At 65.5% G+C, this 18124-nt stretch carries 15 protein-coding genes; 2 read left to right on the top strand and 13 right to left on the bottom strand.

Going from position 1 to position 18124, the window contains the following annotated elements:
* Positions 1–80: 80 nt before the first annotated feature.
* The 13 genes from WI560_RS07235 to WI560_RS07175 form a co-directional block, all read right to left on the bottom strand.
* Entirely contained in the window at positions 81–1676 is a 1596-nt protein-coding gene (locus WI560_RS07235; RefSeq protein WP_375308789.1) for an NAD-dependent malic enzyme, read from the bottom strand.
* 359 nt (positions 1677–2035) lie between these two features.
* Positions 2036–3037: a Bug family tripartite tricarboxylate transporter substrate binding protein gene (locus WI560_RS07230; protein ID WP_375307445.1), complete on the bottom strand. Its 1002-nt coding sequence runs from the start codon at positions 3035–3037 to the stop codon at positions 2036–2038.
* Between the two features lie 101 nt (positions 3038–3138).
* Positions 3139–5475, bottom strand: coding sequence for a mechanosensitive ion channel domain-containing protein (locus WI560_RS07225; protein WP_375307444.1), 2337 nt, complete (start codon positions 5473–5475; stop codon positions 3139–3141).
* Positions 5476–6263: 788 nt separating this feature from the next.
* On the bottom strand, positions 6264–7214 hold the full coding sequence (locus tag WI560_RS07220; RefSeq protein ID WP_375307443.1) for a polyphosphate kinase 2 family protein: 951 nt from the start codon (positions 7212–7214) through the stop codon (positions 6264–6266).
* The gene (locus WI560_RS07215) at positions 7174–8193 is read right to left on the bottom strand and encodes a branched-chain amino acid ABC transporter permease (RefSeq protein WP_375307442.1); all 1020 of its coding nucleotides are present in this window, start codon (positions 8191–8193) and stop codon (positions 7174–7176) included. The genes WI560_RS07220 and WI560_RS07215 overlap by 41 nt, the downstream gene beginning before the upstream one ends.
* Positions 8190–9071 (bottom strand): branched-chain amino acid ABC transporter permease, encoded by an 882-nt coding sequence (locus tag WI560_RS07210; protein WP_028137971.1) that lies wholly within the window; start codon positions 9069–9071, stop codon positions 8190–8192. Before WI560_RS07210 ends, WI560_RS07215 begins: the two co-directional genes overlap by 4 nt.
* A gap of 5 nt (positions 9072–9076) precedes the next feature.
* On the bottom strand, positions 9077–9781 hold the full coding sequence (locus WI560_RS07205; protein WP_375307441.1) for an ABC transporter ATP-binding protein: 705 nt from the start codon (positions 9779–9781) through the stop codon (positions 9077–9079).
* Between the two features lie 3 nt (positions 9782–9784).
* Positions 9785–10552, bottom strand: coding sequence for an ABC transporter ATP-binding protein (locus tag WI560_RS07200; RefSeq protein WP_375307440.1), 768 nt, complete (start codon positions 10550–10552; stop codon positions 9785–9787).
* Between the two features lie 15 nt (positions 10553–10567).
* Positions 10568–11878 carry an ABC transporter substrate-binding protein gene (locus WI560_RS07195; protein WP_375307439.1) on the bottom strand — a complete coding sequence of 437 codons (1311 nt, stop codon included), beginning with the start codon at positions 11876–11878 and terminating at the stop codon, positions 10568–10570.
* 93 nt (positions 11879–11971) lie between these two features.
* On the bottom strand, positions 11972–12676 hold the full coding sequence (locus WI560_RS07190) for an NUDIX hydrolase (protein ID WP_375307438.1): 705 nt from the start codon (positions 12674–12676) through the stop codon (positions 11972–11974).
* A gap of 21 nt (positions 12677–12697) precedes the next feature.
* Entirely contained in the window at positions 12698–13723 is a 1026-nt protein-coding gene (locus WI560_RS07185; protein WP_375307437.1) for an ABC transporter substrate-binding protein, read from the bottom strand.
* A gap of 90 nt (positions 13724–13813) precedes the next feature.
* On the bottom strand, positions 13814–14602 hold the full coding sequence (locus WI560_RS07180; protein WP_257195403.1) for an ABC transporter permease: 789 nt from the start codon (positions 14600–14602) through the stop codon (positions 13814–13816).
* Positions 14602–15420, bottom strand: coding sequence for an ABC transporter ATP-binding protein (locus WI560_RS07175; RefSeq protein WP_375307436.1), 819 nt, complete (start codon positions 15418–15420; stop codon positions 14602–14604). Before WI560_RS07175 ends, WI560_RS07180 begins: the two co-directional genes overlap by 1 nt.
* A gap of 279 nt (positions 15421–15699) precedes the next feature.
* Between WI560_RS07175 and WI560_RS07170 the strand changes: the two genes are divergently transcribed.
* Positions 15700–16482, top strand: a complete 783-nt coding sequence (locus WI560_RS07170; RefSeq protein WP_375307435.1) for an ATP-binding cassette domain-containing protein — start codon at positions 15700–15702, stop codon at positions 16480–16482.
* Positions 16479–18038: a glycine betaine ABC transporter substrate-binding protein gene (locus WI560_RS07165; RefSeq protein ID WP_375307434.1), complete on the top strand. Its 1560-nt coding sequence runs from the start codon at positions 16479–16481 to the stop codon at positions 18036–18038. The genes WI560_RS07170 and WI560_RS07165 overlap by 4 nt, the downstream gene beginning before the upstream one ends.
* Positions 18039–18124: the final 86 nt, after the last annotated feature.

Here is an 18124-nt window from a genome sequence, read left to right as displayed (position 1 = left end):
CGTCAGCTGTGACGATTCCACCACAGTGACGCGTCCTGAATCGGGACAGCCGGCCAGGGAGGGCCGGCAACCCCGGTGGTTCAGTAATGCGGCTCGTACATCTGGGACTGGACCAGGGCCTTGACGTCGTTGGGCGCTGGTCCTTCCGCCAACCCGCGCTGATAGGCGACGTCGGCAACGGCCGCGGCGATGCGGACCGAGACTTCTCGGATGCGCGGCAACGCCGGATAGAGACTGCCCTGATCGAGGTCATCCTTGCCGACGCAATCGGCAAGCGTATGGGCCGCCGCCATGAACATCTCGTCGGTCACCAGCTTCGAGCCGCTGGCGATGACGCCGAGGCCGACGCCGGGGAAGATGTAGGAATTATTGCCCTGGCGCGGCACGAAGCTGCGACCGTTGAGCTTGACCGGATCATACGGGCTGCCGCAGGCGAACAGCGCGCGGCCCTCGGTGTAGCGATAGGCATCCTCGGCCGAGCATTCCGCCTTCGAGGTCGGGTTGGAGAGCGCGAACACGATCGGCTGTTCGTTGAGCTCGGCCATGGTCTTGAGCACCTCCGGCGTGAAGGCGCCGCCGACCGCGGCGACGCCGATGATCGCCGTCGGCTTCAGCGTCTTGATCGCGGTCAGGAAGTCGGAGATCGGCGCCTGGTCGGCATGCGCATAACGCAGCTTGTGGCCTGAGAGACCATCGCGGCCGCCGACGACGAGGCCGCGGGAATCCACCAGCCAGTTGCGCCGGAGCGCGTCCGCTTCGCTGGCGCCCTCCGCCATCATGGCCGACACCACGAGGTCGGCGATGCCGGTCGCCGCCTCGCCCGCGCCGAGGAACAGGATGCGCTGATCCCTGAGCTTGCCGCCGGAGATGCGCAGAGCCGAGAACAGGCCGGCCAGCGCCACCGCCGCGGTGCCCTGGATGTCGTCGTTGAAGACGCAGGCTTCGTCGCGATATTTGTGCAGCAGCTTGAACGCCGAATGATTAGCGAAATCCTCGAACTGGATCAGCACGCCCGGAAAGGTCTTTCGCGCAGCCTGCATGAACTCGTCGACGAAGCTGTCATAGGCTTCGCCCGTGAGCCGCCGCTCGCGCAGGCCGAGATAATAGGGATCGTTCAGCAGCTCTTCGTTGTTGGTGCCGACGTCGAGCACGATCGGCAGGCACGTTTCCGGGTGCACGCCGGCACAGGCCGAGTAGAGCGACAGCTTGCCGACCGGGATGCCCATGCCGTTGGCGCCGAGATCGCCAAGCCCCAGGATGCGCTCGCCGTCGGTGACGACGATCAGCTTGGCCTGGTAGGGCCAGTTCTTCAAAAGCTCGGCGATCTGGCCGCGATCGCGCGAGGAGATGAACATGCCGCGCGGCCGCTGGAAGATCAGGCCGTATTTCTGGCAGGCCAGCCCGACCGTCGGCGTGTAGATGATCGGCTGGATCTCGTCGATATGGTCGACGACGACGCGGAAGAACAGCGCCTCGTTGCGGTCATGGAGCGCGTTCAGCGCGACGTATTTTTCCAGATCGGTCGGCAGCGTGCGCAGATTGGTGAGGACGCGCTGCGCCTGCGTCTCCATCGTCAGCACGCAAGGCGGCAGCAGGCCGCGCAGGCCGAGTGCGGCGCGCTCGGATTCCGTGAAGGCGGTGCCCTTGTTGAGCAGGGGATCGCGCAGCAGCGCCATGCCTTGCGGCGGATTTGACGACGTCGATTGGGCAACGACCCGAGCAGGTCTATTCACGATTCCCCCAAGGAGCTTCACATTGAACGGCGGACATTGTCGGCCAGCGCTCCATCGAGATCAAGGACGTAGAGACTGAGGCGCCGATTGTGATCTCGCAATGCAGCGAGATTGCCGCGAACGACTGGCAGTGGCGCGAGCAAAAGTTAACGCGGCAAGACAGCTCTCTCGCCTCATGGTGAGGAGCGCGGTACGCGCGTCTCGAACCATGAAGGTCGAGATCTCGCCCGCGGCCATCCTTCGAGACGGCCGCTGCGCGGCCTTCTCAGGATGAGGAAGATTGCTTGTGGCGCCGCGCGCGGCTATTCCGGCTTGATGTTGGCCGCCTTCACGATCGGCCACCATTTCGCGGTCTCGGCCTTCTGAAAAGCCGCGAGCGCCGCAGGCGTCTGCTGGTCGGGCGGTGGTATCTCCTGACCCAATTCGGCAAAGCGCCGCTTGACCGCGGCATCGGCAAGCACGGCGACGATGGCCGCGTTGAGCTTGGCCACGATCTCCTTCGGCGTGGTTTTCGGTGCCCAGATGCCGTGCCAGTAGGAAATATAGAGCCCCGGCAGGCCCGCCTCGTCCACGGTCGGAATGTCCGGAGCGGAGGCAAGCCTGGTCGGCGACGTCACGGCGAACGCCTTGATCGCGCCGCTCTTGACGTGTGCCAGCGAGTTCGCCGCCTGATCGAACATGATGTCGATCTGCCCGGCGACGAGATCGATCATGGCGGGCCCTGCTCCGCGATAGGGTACGAACTGGAAGTCGGTGCCGGTCTTGTCCTTGAAAAAGACGGCGGCGACGTGGGCTCCTGTGCCCGCCCCCGAGGTCCCCGCGGTGGCCTTGCCGGAATTGGCCTTCAGCCAGGCGATCAGCCCCTTGAGATCGTTCGCCTCAAGCGAGGTCCGGCCGACGATGAGTTGCGTGCCCATCGCAATCATTGCGACCGGCTCGAAGTCGTCCACGACATCATAGGGCAGCTTGAGGATCGCACCGTTCAGCACGTGCGTGCCCCAATGACCGATCGTGATCGTGGTGCCGTCAGGCGTCGCGCGGGCGACGCGGGTGCCGGCAATGCTGCCGGAGGCGCCGGCGACGTTCTCGACCACGACCGTGGTGCGCAGCTCCGCGGCAATCCGCTCGGACAGGATCCGCGCCAGCGTATCGGTCGGGCCGCCGGCCGCGAACGGCACGATGAGCGTGATCGGACGCGAGGGAAACGGCTGCGCGACGGCCTGGGCAGACCAGGCCGCACATCCCATCAATGCGGCTACGACGACCGCAACGCCGCGCAATCCGGCCCACAACAGCCCCCGCATCGGTCTCTCCCAGTCTTGCCGCCCGCATGTTGGCAGCGGGCTGGAGACGGAGTGAACGCTGCCGGCTGGACGGAGGCAAGCCGGAAATTTCCGCCGGGCGACTAACCGGCCGCCCGTCTTGGCGTCAGACTGGCGGCACCGTCCGCCGGCGGCGCGATATGCATCAGGATGGTCTGGGTGGCGGATGCGATGTTGATGCCGTTCTGCTGGAAGCGCAGCTTCATGCGGCGGTTAAATTCGCGCTGGACCGGCCAGCGCCCGGCCTCGGTGCAGCGGATCTGGCCGACGATCGACACCATCGCGCCGTCCACCTTGTCGATGCCCCACAGATCGAGGTCGCCGCGGATCAGCGCGCGGAATTCGGGTTCGCGGCGCATCTCGTCGACGATGTCCTTGAGGAGCTGGCCGGCGCGGTCGGTGTCTTCCCTGTAGGCGACGTTGACGCTGACCGAGGCGTTGCCGGCGCCGCGGCTGGCATTGGTGATGGTCGTGACCGCGCTGAACGGCACGATGTGCACCGCGCCGTCGCCCGCGCGCAGGCGGATGGTGCGGATCGAGACGTTCTCGACCGTCCCGGACAGCCCGGACACGCTGACATTGTCGCCGACCTGCACCGTGTTCTCCAGCAGCAGGAACAGACCCGTGATGAGGTCCTGCACCAGCTTCTGCGAGCCGAAGCCGATGGCGATGCCGACGATGCCGGCGCCCGCCAGCAGCGGCGCGACATTGACGCCGATCTCGCTCAGCGCGGTGAGGCCGACGATCGTTGCGATCAGGCAGAGCAGCGCGGTGCGCAGCATCGGCTGAAAGGTGCGCAGGCGCGCGGCGCGGGCATAGTGCCCATCGCGCGACAGCGTGTTGATCTGGCGGTCCAGCAGCGCGTTGCTGGCTTCCCAGATCGCGGCTGCGATGAAGACGGCAAGGCCGATCGTCACGAGGGCGGAGATCAGCCGGCTGCCGATCTGGCCGCCGTAGAACCAGACGATGGCGTCCACACCCCAGACTTCGAGCACCGCCACCAAGCCGATGAAGACGATCACGCCCGACACGATCTTGCGCAGCAGCGGCAAATAGCGGTTGGCGCGGATCTCGAGGCCCGGAAAGCGCTGGAGAATCTCCGGCTGAATCCGGAAGCCGCGGTCGATCAGGCTCAGCGTCAGCATGACGGCGAGCCGCGTGATCACGGCGACCACGATGGTGCCGACGAAATATTGCAGCAGCAGCGAATAGCCGTTCCGGATGTTGAGCGCCCACACCGCCCACAGCGCGAGATCCAGGGCGATGGCGAGATAATGCCAGCCGCCGGCGATGCGGTTGCGCAGGCGGGCCGCGATCCCCTGCCGGTCGGCCGGCGCGCGGATGGCCTCGGCAACCTGCCGCCGGCATTGCAGGATGATGACGACGACGAAGAGGTGCACGATCAGCATCACCATGCGCAGCAGCGCGGCGTAGCCGGCGCGGTGCAGACCGAGCAGCAGCGCGACATTGGCAAAGGCAATGCCGGAGACGCCGACGCCGACGATGCGGCGCGCCCAGATCTCGACATAGGCCGCCGTCTCGGCGCGCACCGGAAACAGGCCGAACGGCCCCGCCAGCGCGCGCACCACGCAGATGAGCCCGCGCGAGAACGCGTAGGCGTTGACGACGGCGAGGATCACGAGGCGGACCGTGGTGGGCTGGCCGATCTCGGTGCCGAGCAGCGCGGTTGCGACGCCCACGAAGACGAGAACGGGAAGCAGTTCGAGCACGAGGCGGCCGAGCACGGGGGGCAGCCGCAGCATCACCTGCCAGACGCGCGCGAGACTGTGACGGCGCTTGTGCAGCTCGGGCGCGGGGGTGACATCGGCGACCGAAGACGGCGGATCGGCAATCGGCAGCGCCTGCGCCGGCAGATGCGCGGCTTGCGGCACGCGTCCTTCCAGGAAGGCAACCGGGCGGCGGATCAGGCGGAACAGCACCCATTCGGCCACGAGCGCGCAACCGAGCACCAGTGCAAGCTTCCAGGCGATCTCGATCAGGAGGTTATAGGCCGCGGGATCGTTGGCGGTCCGCACGATCCAGTAATAGAACGCCGGGAAATGCGTGATCGTCCGCGCCACGCTGGCGATCTCGCTCGAGATCTCGCCGATCTCCTCGGACACGGTGAGCAGGAGCTGCGCACCGAGGCCGTCGGCCGAAAGCGGGATCGGCGACGTCTGCGCAGGCGCGGGCGTCGCGGGCTGCTGCGGGCCGGACGCATTGGCGATCGCGCGCAGCGTGTCGATCATCTGCGCGCGTTTCTTGTCGTCCTGGAGCGTCTCAAGCGCGCGCCGGGCCTCCTCGGGCGACAACGCGGCGGCATTGGTCGTCGCTGGCTGCGCCTGCTCGGCGCGAACGCTGGGGAAGGAGAGCGCGAGGAAGAGAACGGCGAAGAAGGCTTGGGCAAGCTTATGCGACACGAGGATTCCCTGAAAAAAATGCATGCGCCGGCGGCGTCGGGACCACCGAAACACATGCGTCATGTCGGATTGCCGTTATTCGCCCGTCGCCTGTGTCGGAAATTGGCCTTCGAGGCGACATTCTCTTGGCATTTGCCGCAACGCGAAGATCGGGGGAACCGCACTCATCGACGAAACTGAGAGGTGCAAGCGACGAGAGGTCGTCATGCCCGGACTTGTCCCAGCCATGACGGTGCGGAGACCAGCGTGCCACGAATGCACACGTCGCCCGCAATTATTCCTCCGTCATTCCGGGAAGTGTCCCAAATGACGCAGAGGAGGAAGGAGGATGAAAGCAGGATATCAAAGGCAACTATCGCGGCGGCCTCATCACGGCCGGCAACACGATCGATGCGATAAAAAATACAGCGCCGGGAAGGTAGGGGCTCTGCCTTACTGATGCAGCCCGCTAAACCTTGACCCGGCGTGCCGTTCGCGGTTTTTGCCGCTATGCGATAGTCCGAACGAGCTCCATCGCACTTAACGCGGCTGGATTTGCGGAGGTGGTGTCATAGACCTCCCCTTGCTCATGAGGTGGACGTTGCGCGTCGCTTGTTTGCGACCGTCGGCATGGTCCTCCCCTGACACAAAACTGTCAAGCCGGATCAGCCGGGTGAAACATCACAATTGAACAAGCCGGTTCCGCAAGGACTCGGCGAGCGTCTGTTTTGCCCGCCGCGACAAACTCATTTCGCCAAATCAGCAAGATTTCCCGGTCGCCCCCAAGCCATTGATTCTGCTGCCGCAGGCTACTGTGCATGGGGTTGTTTTCGCGATTTTCTTGTCTTGTCCCGTTCTTCTTCCTGCTCCAGCGCCTTGCGCACCTCGTCGAACTCCCGCAGCGAGGCCTTGTCGGCACGGGGAAAGCGCAGGTCGAGCTTTTCGAGCGTCGCATTGATCACCGAGCCGATCACGACGCGCGCGAACCATTTGTGGTCGGCCGGCACGACGTACCAAGGCGCGTGAGACGTCGCGGTGTGCCGGACGATGTCCTGGTAGACCGCCTGGTAACGCGGCCACAGCGCGCGCTCCTCGATGTCGCCCATGGAGAATTTCCACTGCTTGGCCGGATCCTGCAGCCGGTCGAGGAAGCGCTCGCGCTGCTCGTCCTTGGAGACGTTGAGGAAGAACTTCAGCACCACGGTGCCGTTGCGGCAGAGATAGCGTTCCCATGCGGAGATGTCTTCGAACCGCTCCTTCCAGATGTTCTTGGTGAGGAGCCTATGCGGCAGCTTCTCCTTGGCGAGAAGCTCCGGATGCACGCGCGTCACCAGGCATTCCTCGTAGTGGGAACGGTTGAAGATGCCGATGCGGCCGCGCTCGGGCAGCGCGATCACATGGCGCCAGAGGAAGTCGTGGTCGAGCTCCTTGCTGCTCGGCGCCTTGAAGGCATGGACCTCGCAGCCCTGCGGGTTGATGCCTTCGAAGATCGCCTTGATCGCGCTATCCTTGCCGCCGGCGTCCATGGCCTGGAACACGATCAGCAGCGACCAGCGGTCCTGGGCGTAGAGCTTCTCCTGAAACTCGGTCAGCCGCTTCTTGTTGGCGTCGAGTATCGCCTGCGCCGCCTCCTTGTCGAGACCGCCCTTCTCGCTGGTCTTGTGATCCTTGAGATGAAACTTGCCCGAACCGTCATAGCGGAACGGCGTGATGTAGCGGTCAAGCTCCTGGGCGAGCGGCTTGGACGGTTTCTTGCTCATGAGCGCGGGGCACCTTGCGTTGCGGCTTCAGTCGGTCGAGCAGGCTACCAAGAACGCCCTTGGGAAGGAATATGATGAAAAGCACGAGCAGCACGCCGTAGACGAGATTGTCCCAGCCGACCGCCTTGGTGCCGAAGCCGATGCGCAGGGTCTCGGCCAGCATGATGGTGATGATGGCGCCGAAGGTGGGGCCGAGCGAGACGAACAGGCCGCCGACGATGGCCGCAAACACCATCTGCAGCGACACCGCGATGCCGCTGACGGTGTCGGGCGTGATGAACATCTGGTACTGGCAGTAGATCGCGCCCGCGAGCGCCGTCATCAGAGCGCTGAGCAGCGTGATCTTCAGCTTTTCCGCGGTGACGTCGACGCCGGCGGCGGCCGCCGCGTCCTCGTCCTCCGAGATCGCCTCCAGCGCATAGCGGGCCATGCTGCGGTCGACCCAGTGCCAGATCACGATGCCGAACAGCCAGACCCCGAGCGCGATCAGGTACCAGGTCGTCTTGTCGTCGAATTGCAGCGCCAGCAGCTTGTTGCCCGAGGTCCGGTTCGGCGTGTAGCCCAGCGAGCCGCCGGTGTAGTCGCGCGTCGCGGTGATGACCTGGAGCACGATGCCCGACAGCGCCAGCGTCACCAGCACGAAATAATGCCCGGTGATGCGGAAACGGAAGCAGGGATAGCCGACGATCAGCGCCAGCACGCCGGCCGCGATCATGCTGATGGGAATCCCGATCCAGGGCGAAAGGCCTGCGTGATTCCACAGCAGCGCGGTGACATAGGCGCCGATCCCCATGAAGCCGCCGTGCCCGAGCGAGACCAGGCCGAACCGTCCCATCACCGACCAGGAGGTGTAGGCGAACGACCAGATCAGGATCAGCACGAGGATGTGCAGATGATAGGGATCGCGATAGACGAACGGCAGCGCGACCAGCGCCGCCAGGCCTATTCCCCATGCCGCAAGCCGCCCCTGCCCCATCATCGGCGCCTCGCCAGGAGGCCCGCGGGCCGGATGAACATCATGACGATGAAGAAGGCGAAGGCGAGCACGTAGCCCCATTCGAGATCGGAGAACAGGCCGCCGAGCGAGATGATCTCGGCGAACACGAAGGCGGCAATGAAGCCGCCGATGAAATTGCCGAGACCCCCGAGCACGCAGATGAGGAAGGTGATCGGCCCGAACGACAGGCCGACGAAGGGGTGCACGTCATATTGCAGCACCAGAAGGCAAGCGGCGAGCCCGGCGAGTGCGCCGCCGAGCGCGGAGGTGATGAGATAGATCCGTCTGGTGTCGACACCCATCAGCGCCATGATCTGGCGGTCCTGCGAGATGGCGCGGATCGCGGTGCCGGTGAAGGTGCGCGTCATGAACAGGTAGACCGCGACCATGCCGACCAGCGCCGCCAGGAACGACAGCAGCCGCGCATAGCTGAAATTCATGTCGCCGAAGGCGAGCACCGGCAGACGGATGCCGAGATTGCGGAAGTCGATTCCGAAGGCGACGGTGGCAAAGCTCTGCAGTACGAACAGAACACCGCCGGTCGCGAGCAGCTGGTTGATCGGCGGCGCGGTCAGTAGCGGCGCGATCACGAGGTAATGCAGCGCCGCGCCAAGCACGGCGACCAGCAGGATGGTGAGCGGGGCGGCAACGAAATAGCTGACGCCGTAAACCTGGACCAAGAAATACATGCCGTACATGCCGATCATCACCAGCTCGGCGTAGCAGATCCAGGTCACGTCGATGACGCCGAAGATCAAGTTGAGCCCGAGCGCGAGCAGCGCCAGCACGCCGCCGAGCAGGATGCCGTTGATCACGGCCTCCAGCAGGTAGATGTCGAAGACGTCGAGGAATCCCTGCATGCCCATCACACCCCGAGATACGCTTCCTTGACCGTGTCGCTCGCCAGCATCTCGGCCGAGGTGCCGGACGCGCGGATCGAGCCGGCCTCGATCAGATAGGCGCGATCGACCACTTTCAGCACCTGCTGCACGTTCTGCTCGACGATCAGCACCGTCAGCCCGCTGGCGCGGATCCGCTTCACCAGCTCGAACACCTGCTGCACCACGACCGGCGCGAGACCTGCCGACGGCTCGTCGAGCAGCAGCAATTTCGGATTGGACATCATCGCGCGGCCGATCGCGCACATCTGCTGCTCGCCGCCGGACATGGTGCCGGCCATCTGGTGCCGCCGCTCCTTCAGGCGCGGGAACAGGTCGAACACGACCTCGAGCCGCTCGGCATAATGCCCGCGCGCTTCCTTCATGAACGCGCCCATCTTGAGATTGTCGTCGACCGTGAGCTGCGGAAACAATCGCCGGTTCTCCGGCACATGCGCGATGCCGAGGCTGACGATCTTGTGCGGCGGCGTTGCCACGACGTCGACGCCCTCCATCCGGATCGAGCCGCGCGAGGGCCGGATCAGGCCGGAGATGACGCGCATCAGGGTGGTCTTGCCGGCGCCGTTGGGGCCGATGACGCCGACGGCTTCACCGGCCCTGACGTCGAGGCTGACGTCGAACAGCGCCTGGAACGTACCATAGCCGGCATTGACGGCGCGGAGCTCCAGCATCGGCTAGCCTCCCGCGCGGCGGCGCGCTTCGGCGGCCGCGGCCTGCGTGGTCTCGGCATCGGTGCCGAGATAGACCTCGATCACGCGCGGATCGCCGGCGACCGCGCTCGGCAGGCCTTCCGAGATCTTCTCGCCGTGATCGAGCACCATGACGCGATCGACGACGCGCATCAGGACGCCCATGATGTGCTCGACCCAGATGATGGTGATGCCGAGCTCGTCGCGGATGTTGCGCAGCATGTCGGCAGCCTGGTCCATCTCGGCCTCGTCGAGGCCGCCGAGGCTCTCGTCGGCCAGCAGCAGCTTCGGCGCGGTGGCGAGCGCCTTGGCGAGCTCGAGCTTCTTCAGGCCGGCGGCGCCGAGACCATCGACGCTGGCATGGCGATCGGTCGGCAGGCCGACCATGGCGAGCGAACGCTCGGCCGCCTCCTCGGCCTTGACGCGACTGTGGCGGCCCTGCCCATAAAAGCCTGCGAGTGCGACGTTCTCGAAGATGGTCAGGCGGCGGAACGGGCGCGGAATCTGGAAAGTGCGGCCGATGCCGCTGTTGATGATCCGGTGCGGGGCGAGCCCCGAGATCTCGGAGCCGCCGAACAGGATCGAGCCCGAGGTCGGCGCCAGCGTGCCGGAGAGCATGTTGAAGATCGTGCTCTTGCCCGAGCCGTTGGGGCCGATCAGGCCGAGGATCTCGCCCTGGTCGACCCGAAACGACACGTTGTTCACGGCGGTGAAGCCGCCAAACCGCTTCACCAGCCCGCTGACTTCCAGCACCAAAGCTCTCCGCCGCTACTGGTTGCTATAGGTGGTGCCCTTCGGCAGCGGCAGCACGGCCTCGCGCTGCGCCTGGCTCTTGGGCCACACCACGTAGGATTTGTCGTCGACGTACTGGATCACGACGGGGAACGAGCGCTCGTTCTGGCCGGCCATGGGTGAGCCCTCACCGTGGAATTTGACGCCGAAGCCGAGCATGGTGCCGCCTTCGGGGATGTCGGTGTCGAGTGCTGCCTTGCGCAGGGATTCGGGATCTATGCCGCCATATTTCTTGATCGCTCGCGGCAGCACGTCGGTCAGGAACAGGTGAGTGTTGGACGCCGCCATGCCGACATGAGCCGAACGGATGGCGAGGCCCGGCTTGCGCTTGTCGAACTCCTCTCCCACCGCCTTGATGATCGGCGGCAGCTTCGGATCCATGCTCTTCTGGTTGGCGAGCCAGATCGAAATCGGATCGGTGTTGAAGACGTAGTTGACATCGGCGCCGAGGCCTTCCTTCAGCTTCTCATAGACCCCGTAGCCCGCGCCATGTCCAACCAGTGCCCCGAACTTCAGCCCCTGCTCGCGCGCTTGCCGGAGCAGCAGGGTGATGTCGGGATTGTAGCCGGTATGGAAGACCACATCCGGCTTGGCCCGCTTCAGCTTGGTGACCAGCGCAGACAAATCCGGGGCCGTGGCCGAATAGCCTTCCCTGAGCACGATGTTGAAGCCGGCCTTCTTGGCACCGGCTTCGTTGCCCTTGGCAACGTCGACGCCGTAGGCGCCGTCCTCGTGGATGATGGCGACCCGCAGGTCCTTCGGCTCCTTGCCCAGCTTCTCCTTCGTGTTCTGCGCGATGAAGTCCATCGTCATCATGCCGAACTGATCGCCGGAGGCCTGCGGCCGAAACACGTATTTGTAGTTCTTGTTCTCCAGCACCGCGGACGAGATGCAGGTCGTGATCCACATGAACTTCTTCAGCTGCTCGACGCGAGCGGCCACCGGCACGCACTGCGCCGAGGAAAAGAAGCCGAGCAGCATGTCGACCTTTTCCTGCTCGATCAAACGGATCGCTTCATTGATGGCGACGTCCGGCTTGCTCTGAGCGTCGGCATAGATCGCCTCGATCTTATAGCCCTCGACGTCCTTCCCGCTGTACTGATCCAGCATGATTCTCGCGCCGGTATATTGCAGCTCCGAGCCGCCGCCGGCGAGCGGGCCGGTCAGATCATAGATGACACCGATCTTGAGCTTCTTCTCCTGGGCCTCGGCGGACACCGCCAAGCCTGTCGCCGATATCGCGACCAACAGCCCACGTAGCAAACGGGCAGCCATGCGCATGCGCATCAGAACCTCCCTGGACGATTGTGCGTTGCATTCGTCTTGATCTTGCTTGCCCCCATCACATGGGCAGAGCGCAGGGATGTCAAGCCTTGCGCATCAACGCGAGGCGAACTGCTGCTCGATAAAGGCCGTGACAAATCGCGGCATGGTCGGCTTCAGATCACTCATCCCGCGCACGAGATGGATGGCCGACAATTCGGGCTCGTCCTCGCGGGCGAGGTTGGCTTCGATCCGGGCGCGGGCCTCCTCCCCCGACATATCCAGGTTGAGCACCTGCATCATCGCAATCGTCGGACCGCTGACGACGCAGTGCCATTCCGGCTCGGCCCGGTAGTCCGCCGGCGTCAGGCCGGTCTCCTCCTCGAGCTCGCGGACGACGCTACCGGGAATATCCAGCGCGCCGTCCCTGACGTCGTCGAGATCGGGCGTGCCCGACGGGAAATAGATGCGGCCCGCATTGGCGGTGTGCTGCGCCATCTCGCCCATGATGAAGGCGCCGTCGGAGGTACGCAGCGCGCCCATGCCGAAACCGTTGAACACGGGGACGCCGGGAAAGCCCCAGTCGCGCCAGGCGAGGAAGCTTGCAAAATCGGTTTCGAAATAGGTGGAAGCGAAATGGCCGCCCGCGAACACGGGATCGCGTCCAAGCAGGACCCGGCCGTTCCAGATCTTCGGACGCTCGCGCTGCTTCTCGGCGAAGTGCGCCGCGATCTCGTCACGGCGCTCCTCGGCGAACGGCCAGGCGATCGGCCGCACCGCAAGAGCGAGCGTCGTGACGCGATGAATGATCGGTGACGTCATGCGGGACGGTTGTCGCGTCAGCTATTTGACGTTTCCCGTGGTCTTCTTGGCTTGCTCGACGAACTTGTTGGTGAAGGTCTTGCTGACATCGATCTTGGCGCTGGCCACCTCGGGCGAGCCGACGCTGAACACCGCGAGCACGGCATCCGCCCCCTTCGGGTCCATCTTGCCGGTCTCCGAGTACATCGGGATCGTGTTCTTCAGCGCGGCGAGATAGAGATCCTTGTTCTTGCCGACCGTCTCCTCCGGCATCTTCGCCATGATCTCCTCCGGCGAGTGCGAATGGATCCAGGCCAGCGTGGCTACGATGGCGTTGGTCAGCGCCTGCGCTTCCTTCTCGTGGCTGTTGATCCAGGCCACGGTCGAGTAGAGCGCGCCGCCCGGATACTCGCCGCCGAACGTCTCGAGCGTGTCCTTCTGCGTGCGGGTGTCCGAGAGGATGCGCAGATCCTTGTAGCTGCCCTGAAGCACGGTCACCGAGGGATCGAGCATCACGGCCGCGTCGATCTGGCCCTGCTGCATGGCGGCGACCGCGGTGGCGCCGAGACCGACGCCGATCACGGCAACGCTGGTGGGATCGATCCCGTTCTTCTTGAGCATGTATTTGAGGAAGAAGTCGGTGGAGGAGCCGGGCGCACTCACGCCGACCTTCTTGCCGGCGAGATCCTTGACCGACTTGATCTCATTGGTCCGCGAGGGCGCGACCACCAGCACGAGGCCGGGATAGCGGTCATAGACCACGAAGGACTGGAGCTCCTGCTTCTTGGCGGCGAGATTGACGCAATGGTCGAAATAGCCGGAGACGACGTCGGCGCTGCCGCCGAGCACGGCCTTCAGCGCGTCCGAGCCGCCCTTGAGGTCGACCAGCTCGACATTGAGGCCGGCCTTCTCGTATTCGCCGAGCTGCCTGGCCAGCACCGTCGGCAGATAGCACAGGCAGGAGCCGCCGCCGACCGCGATGGTGACCTTGCTTTGCGCCTGGGCAAGCGAGACGGTAAACGTCAGCGCGAGCAGTGCGCCGGCGAGCCTGGCAATCGTGTTCTTCATTGGTTTCCTCCGTTCGGCCGGCGGCACCTTAGAGCAGCAGGGCTGCCTTGAGAAGCGCTCCGCCGGCCATTCAATCGAGACCGTTACAGCCTACCCCCGCCCGTCCGACGCCGTCGGCCGCCACACCAGCAGGCGCCGCTCCACCAGCGTCACCCCGAAGTCGATCAGGATCACGAAGGCCGAGAGCACGAACATGCCGGCGAACACGCCGGCGACGTCGAACACGCCCTCGGCCTGCTGAATGAGGTAGCCGAGCCCTGCCGCAGATCCCAGATATTCCCCGACCACCGCGCCGACCACGGCGAAGCCGACCGAGGTGTGCAGCGAGGAGAACATCCAGGACAGCGCCGAGGGCCAATAGACGTGCTGCATCAGCTGCCGCTCGCTCATGCCGAGCATGCGGCCGTTGTCGAGCACGGTGCGGCTGACCTCCTTGACGCCCTGATAGACGTTGAAGAACACGATGAAGAACACCAGCGTCACGCCGAGCGCGACCTTGGACCAGATGCCGAGACCGAGCCACAGTGCGAAGATCGGCGCCAGCACCACGCGCGGCAGTGCGTTGATCATCTTCACGTAAGGATCGAACACCGCCGCCACCAGCGGCTGGCGCGCGAACCAGAAGCCGACCAGCACGCCGCCGAGCGAACCGATCACGAAGGCGAGGATCGATTCCGTCAGGGTGATGCCGAGATGCTTCCAGATCACGCCGGAGGAGAACCACTTCACGATCTGGCTGAAGACGTCGAGCGGGTTGGAGAAGAAGAACGGCGGCAGCAGGATCTTGCCGAACACCGGGACGGTCGATAGCACCTGCCACAGCACGATGCAGACGACCGCGACCAGGACTTGCAGCGCGAGCAGCGTCGGGCGCGACATCAGACCGTCTCCGCCGCTTGCGTGGATTGCGCGTAGCCCTTCATCACCTCGTCCTTGAGCACGCTCCAGATCTCGCGATGGAGCTCATGGAACCCCTTGTCCAGCCGCACCTCGAAAATGTCGCGCGGGCGGGCTAAGCTGACGCGCCAATCGCCGATGATGCGCGAGGACGGACCGGCCGACATGATCACGACGCGGTCGGCGAGCGCGATGGCTTCTTCCAGATCGTGGGTCACGAACAGCACCGCCTTGCGGTCGGCGCTCCACAGATCGAGCAGCAGATTGCCCATCACCTGGCGAGTCTGCGCGTCGAGCGGCCCGAACGGCTCGTCCATCAGGAGGATCTTGGGATCGCGGATCAGCACCTGCGCCAGCGCCACGCGCTTGCGCTGGCCGCCGGAGAGCATGTGCGGATAGCGACCCGCGAAGGCGCCAAGGCCGACCGAGGTGAGCCATTGCTGCGCGCGCGGCAGCGCCTCGGCCCGCGGCGTGCCCTTGATCTCGAGCCCGATCGCGACATTGTCGAGCGCGGTCTTCCAGGGGAACAGCGCGTCGGCCTGGAACAAATATCCGGCATCCCGGTTCAGCCCGGCCAGCGGCCGGTCGAAAATCCTGACGCTGCCGGCGGCCGGCTTCAGCAGTCCCGCCGCGACGTTGAGCAGCGTCGATTTCCCGCAGCCCGTGGGGCCGACAATGGCCACGAACTCGCCCGGCGCGACCGCAAGATGGGCTTTCTCCACCGCCGTATAGACCCGCCCGTCCCCGAGCCGGAACGCGACCTTGGAATCTTCCAGCGCCACCGCCGTGGGCGTCGACATATGCTTCCTCCGAATTTCGCTTGATGCCTTAGCCGCTCGCGCGGCCAAGTTCAATCAAGCCGCCAAGCGTGCTACGCATGGGGCTTGCCGCGCTCTTACCCTCCCCTGGAGGGGGAGGGTCGGTGCGCATGAAGCGAAGCGGAATGCGAACCGGGGTGGGGTGCCGGTCTCTCCACGTCCAACAGTGCCCGAGTTGATAGATCACCCCACCCCGCTCGCGCTTCCGCGCGATCGACCCTCCCCCTCCAGGGGAGGGTAAGGAGAGCGAGCCTACTTGAGATGCCTTCCAAACCGGCCATCAGCTATTCCCACGTCAGCAAGAGCTTCGGCTCGCTCAGGGCTGTCGACGGCGTGTCGCTCGATGTCGCCGAAGGCGAGTTCGTGGCCATCGTGGGGAGCTCGGGCTCGGGCAAGACGACGCTGCTGCGGCTCGCCAACCGGCTGATCGAGGCCGATGGCGGCACCATCAGTGTCGAGGGCGAGGACGTGCAAAGCGTCGATCCGGTCGCGCTGCGGCGGCGGATCGGCTACGTCTTCCAGAGCGGCGGGCTGTTTCCGCATTTGAGCGTCGCTGACAATATCGGGATCACACCCAAATTGCTGGGCGCGCCGGCGGCGGGCATCGCTGCACGCGTCGACGAGTTGCTGGCGCTCGTGCAGCTCGACGGCGATGCGCATCGCGACCGCCTGCCGGCGGCGCTCTCCGGCGGCCAGCGCCAGCGCGTCGGGGTGGCGCGGGCGCTTGCGGCGAAGCCGCGCATCGTGCTGATGGACGAGCCCTTCGGCGCGCTCGATCCGCTCACCCGCGACGCGCTCGGCGAGGATTATCGTTCGCTGCACCGCAAGCTCGGCCTGACCAGTGTGATGATCACGCATGACATCACCGAGGCGATCCTGCTCGCCGACCGTATCGCGGTGATGCGCGGCGGGAAGCTGCTCGCCCAGGGCACCCCTGCCGAGCTGTCGACGAGCAGCGAGGGCTATGTGCTGGAGCTGTTGCGCACGCCGCGCCGCCAGGTCGAACGGCTGAACGCGCTGCTGCCGCAGGGCGGCACGGCATGAGCTTGCTTGCCGATCCACGCTGGGGCGAGGCGCTGGCGCATCTGCCCGATTATCTCGGCAACCACGTCCGGGTGAGTCTGGCCGCGCTCGCGCTCGGTCTCGCCGTCAGCCTGCCGCTGGCGATCCTGACGCGCAACCGCCCGGCGCCGCGCGCCGTTCTGCTCGCGGTCGCCAGCATCGTGCAGACGGTGCCGGGCCTGGCGCTGCTCGCGCTGTTCTATCCGCTGCTGCTGCTGGCGGCATCGGTGACGCTGGCCTGGTTCGGCGTGTCCTTCTCGGCCTTCGGCTTCCTGCCGGCCATGCTGGCGCTGGCGCTCTATTCGATGCTGCCGGTGCTGCGCAACGGCATCGCCGGGCTCAACGGCATCGATCCCGCGCTGATCGAGGCCGCCAAGGGCGTCGGCATGACCGCACGCCAGTCGCTGATCATGGTCGAGCTGCCGCTGGCGTTGCCGGTGATGATGGCGGGCATCCGCACCGCCGCGGTGTGGGTGATCGGCACCGCGACGCTGTCGACGCCGATCGGACAGACCAGCCTCGGCAATTACATCTTTGCCGGACTTCAGACCCAGAACTGGGTGTTCGTGCTGTTCGGCTGCTTTGCCTCGGCCCTGCTCGCACTCGCCGTCGATCAGCTGCTCGGCCTGATCGAAGGTGGCCTGCGCCAGCGCAGCCATGCCCGCTCTGCGCTCGGCGCGGCCGGCATCGCAGCGTTGGTCGCCGCCACGCTGGTGCCGACGATGGGGCGCTCGTCGCAGGGCTATGTCGTCGGCGCCAAGACATTCGCCGAGCAATATGTGCTGTCGGCCCTGCTCAGGGACCGCCTGCAGGCCGCCGGCCTCTCCGCGACGGCGCGCTCGGGGCTCGGCTCCAGCGTGATCTTCGGGGCGTTGAAGGCCGGCGACATCGATCTCTGTGTCGATTATTCCGGCACGCTCTGGGCCAACCAGCTGCATCGCACCGACATCAAGCCGCGCGCCGAGCTGATCGCGGAGCTGAAGAGCGCGCTCGCGAAGGACAACATCACCTTGCTCGGCGAGCTCGGCTTCGAGAATGCCTATGCGCTGGTGATGCCGAAGCAACGTGCCGAGGCGCTCGGCATCCGCACCATCACCGATCTCGCCGCGCACGCATCGACGCTGTCGATCGCCGGCGACTACGAGTTCTTCTCGCGGCCGGAATGGGCGGCGCTGCAGAAAGCCTACGGCCTCTCGTTCCGCGCCCAGCGCCAGATGCAGCCGGACTTCATGTATGCGGCGGTGGCGAGCGGCGAGGTCGACGTCATCGCCGGCTACACCAGCGACGGCCTGATCGCGAAATACGATCTGGTCGCGCTCGACGACCCCAGGCAAGCCATCCCGCCCTATGACGCGATCCTTTTGCTCGCGCCCAAGCGCGCCGGTGACGAGCGACTCAAGGCGGCGCTGAGACCATTGCTCGGCAAGATCGACATCGCCACCATGCGCGAAGCGAACCTGCGCGCCAGCGGCAACGATGCGAATTCATCACCCGATGCGGTGGCGAGGTGGCTGTGGGAGAAGGTGGGCGGGCGGTAGGGCGAGATTTCGTAAGGTGGGCAAAGGCGCGCCAGCGCCGTGCCCACGATCTCTTCAATGCGGTGAGAGGTGGTGGGCACGCTTCC

It is taken from the genome of Bradyrhizobium sp. A11 (assembly GCF_042077125.1).
GTDB classification, from domain to species: Bacteria; Pseudomonadota; Alphaproteobacteria; order Rhizobiales; family Xanthobacteraceae; genus Bradyrhizobium; species Bradyrhizobium japonicum_B.
This window is presented reverse-complemented; position numbering and strand designations above follow the sequence as displayed.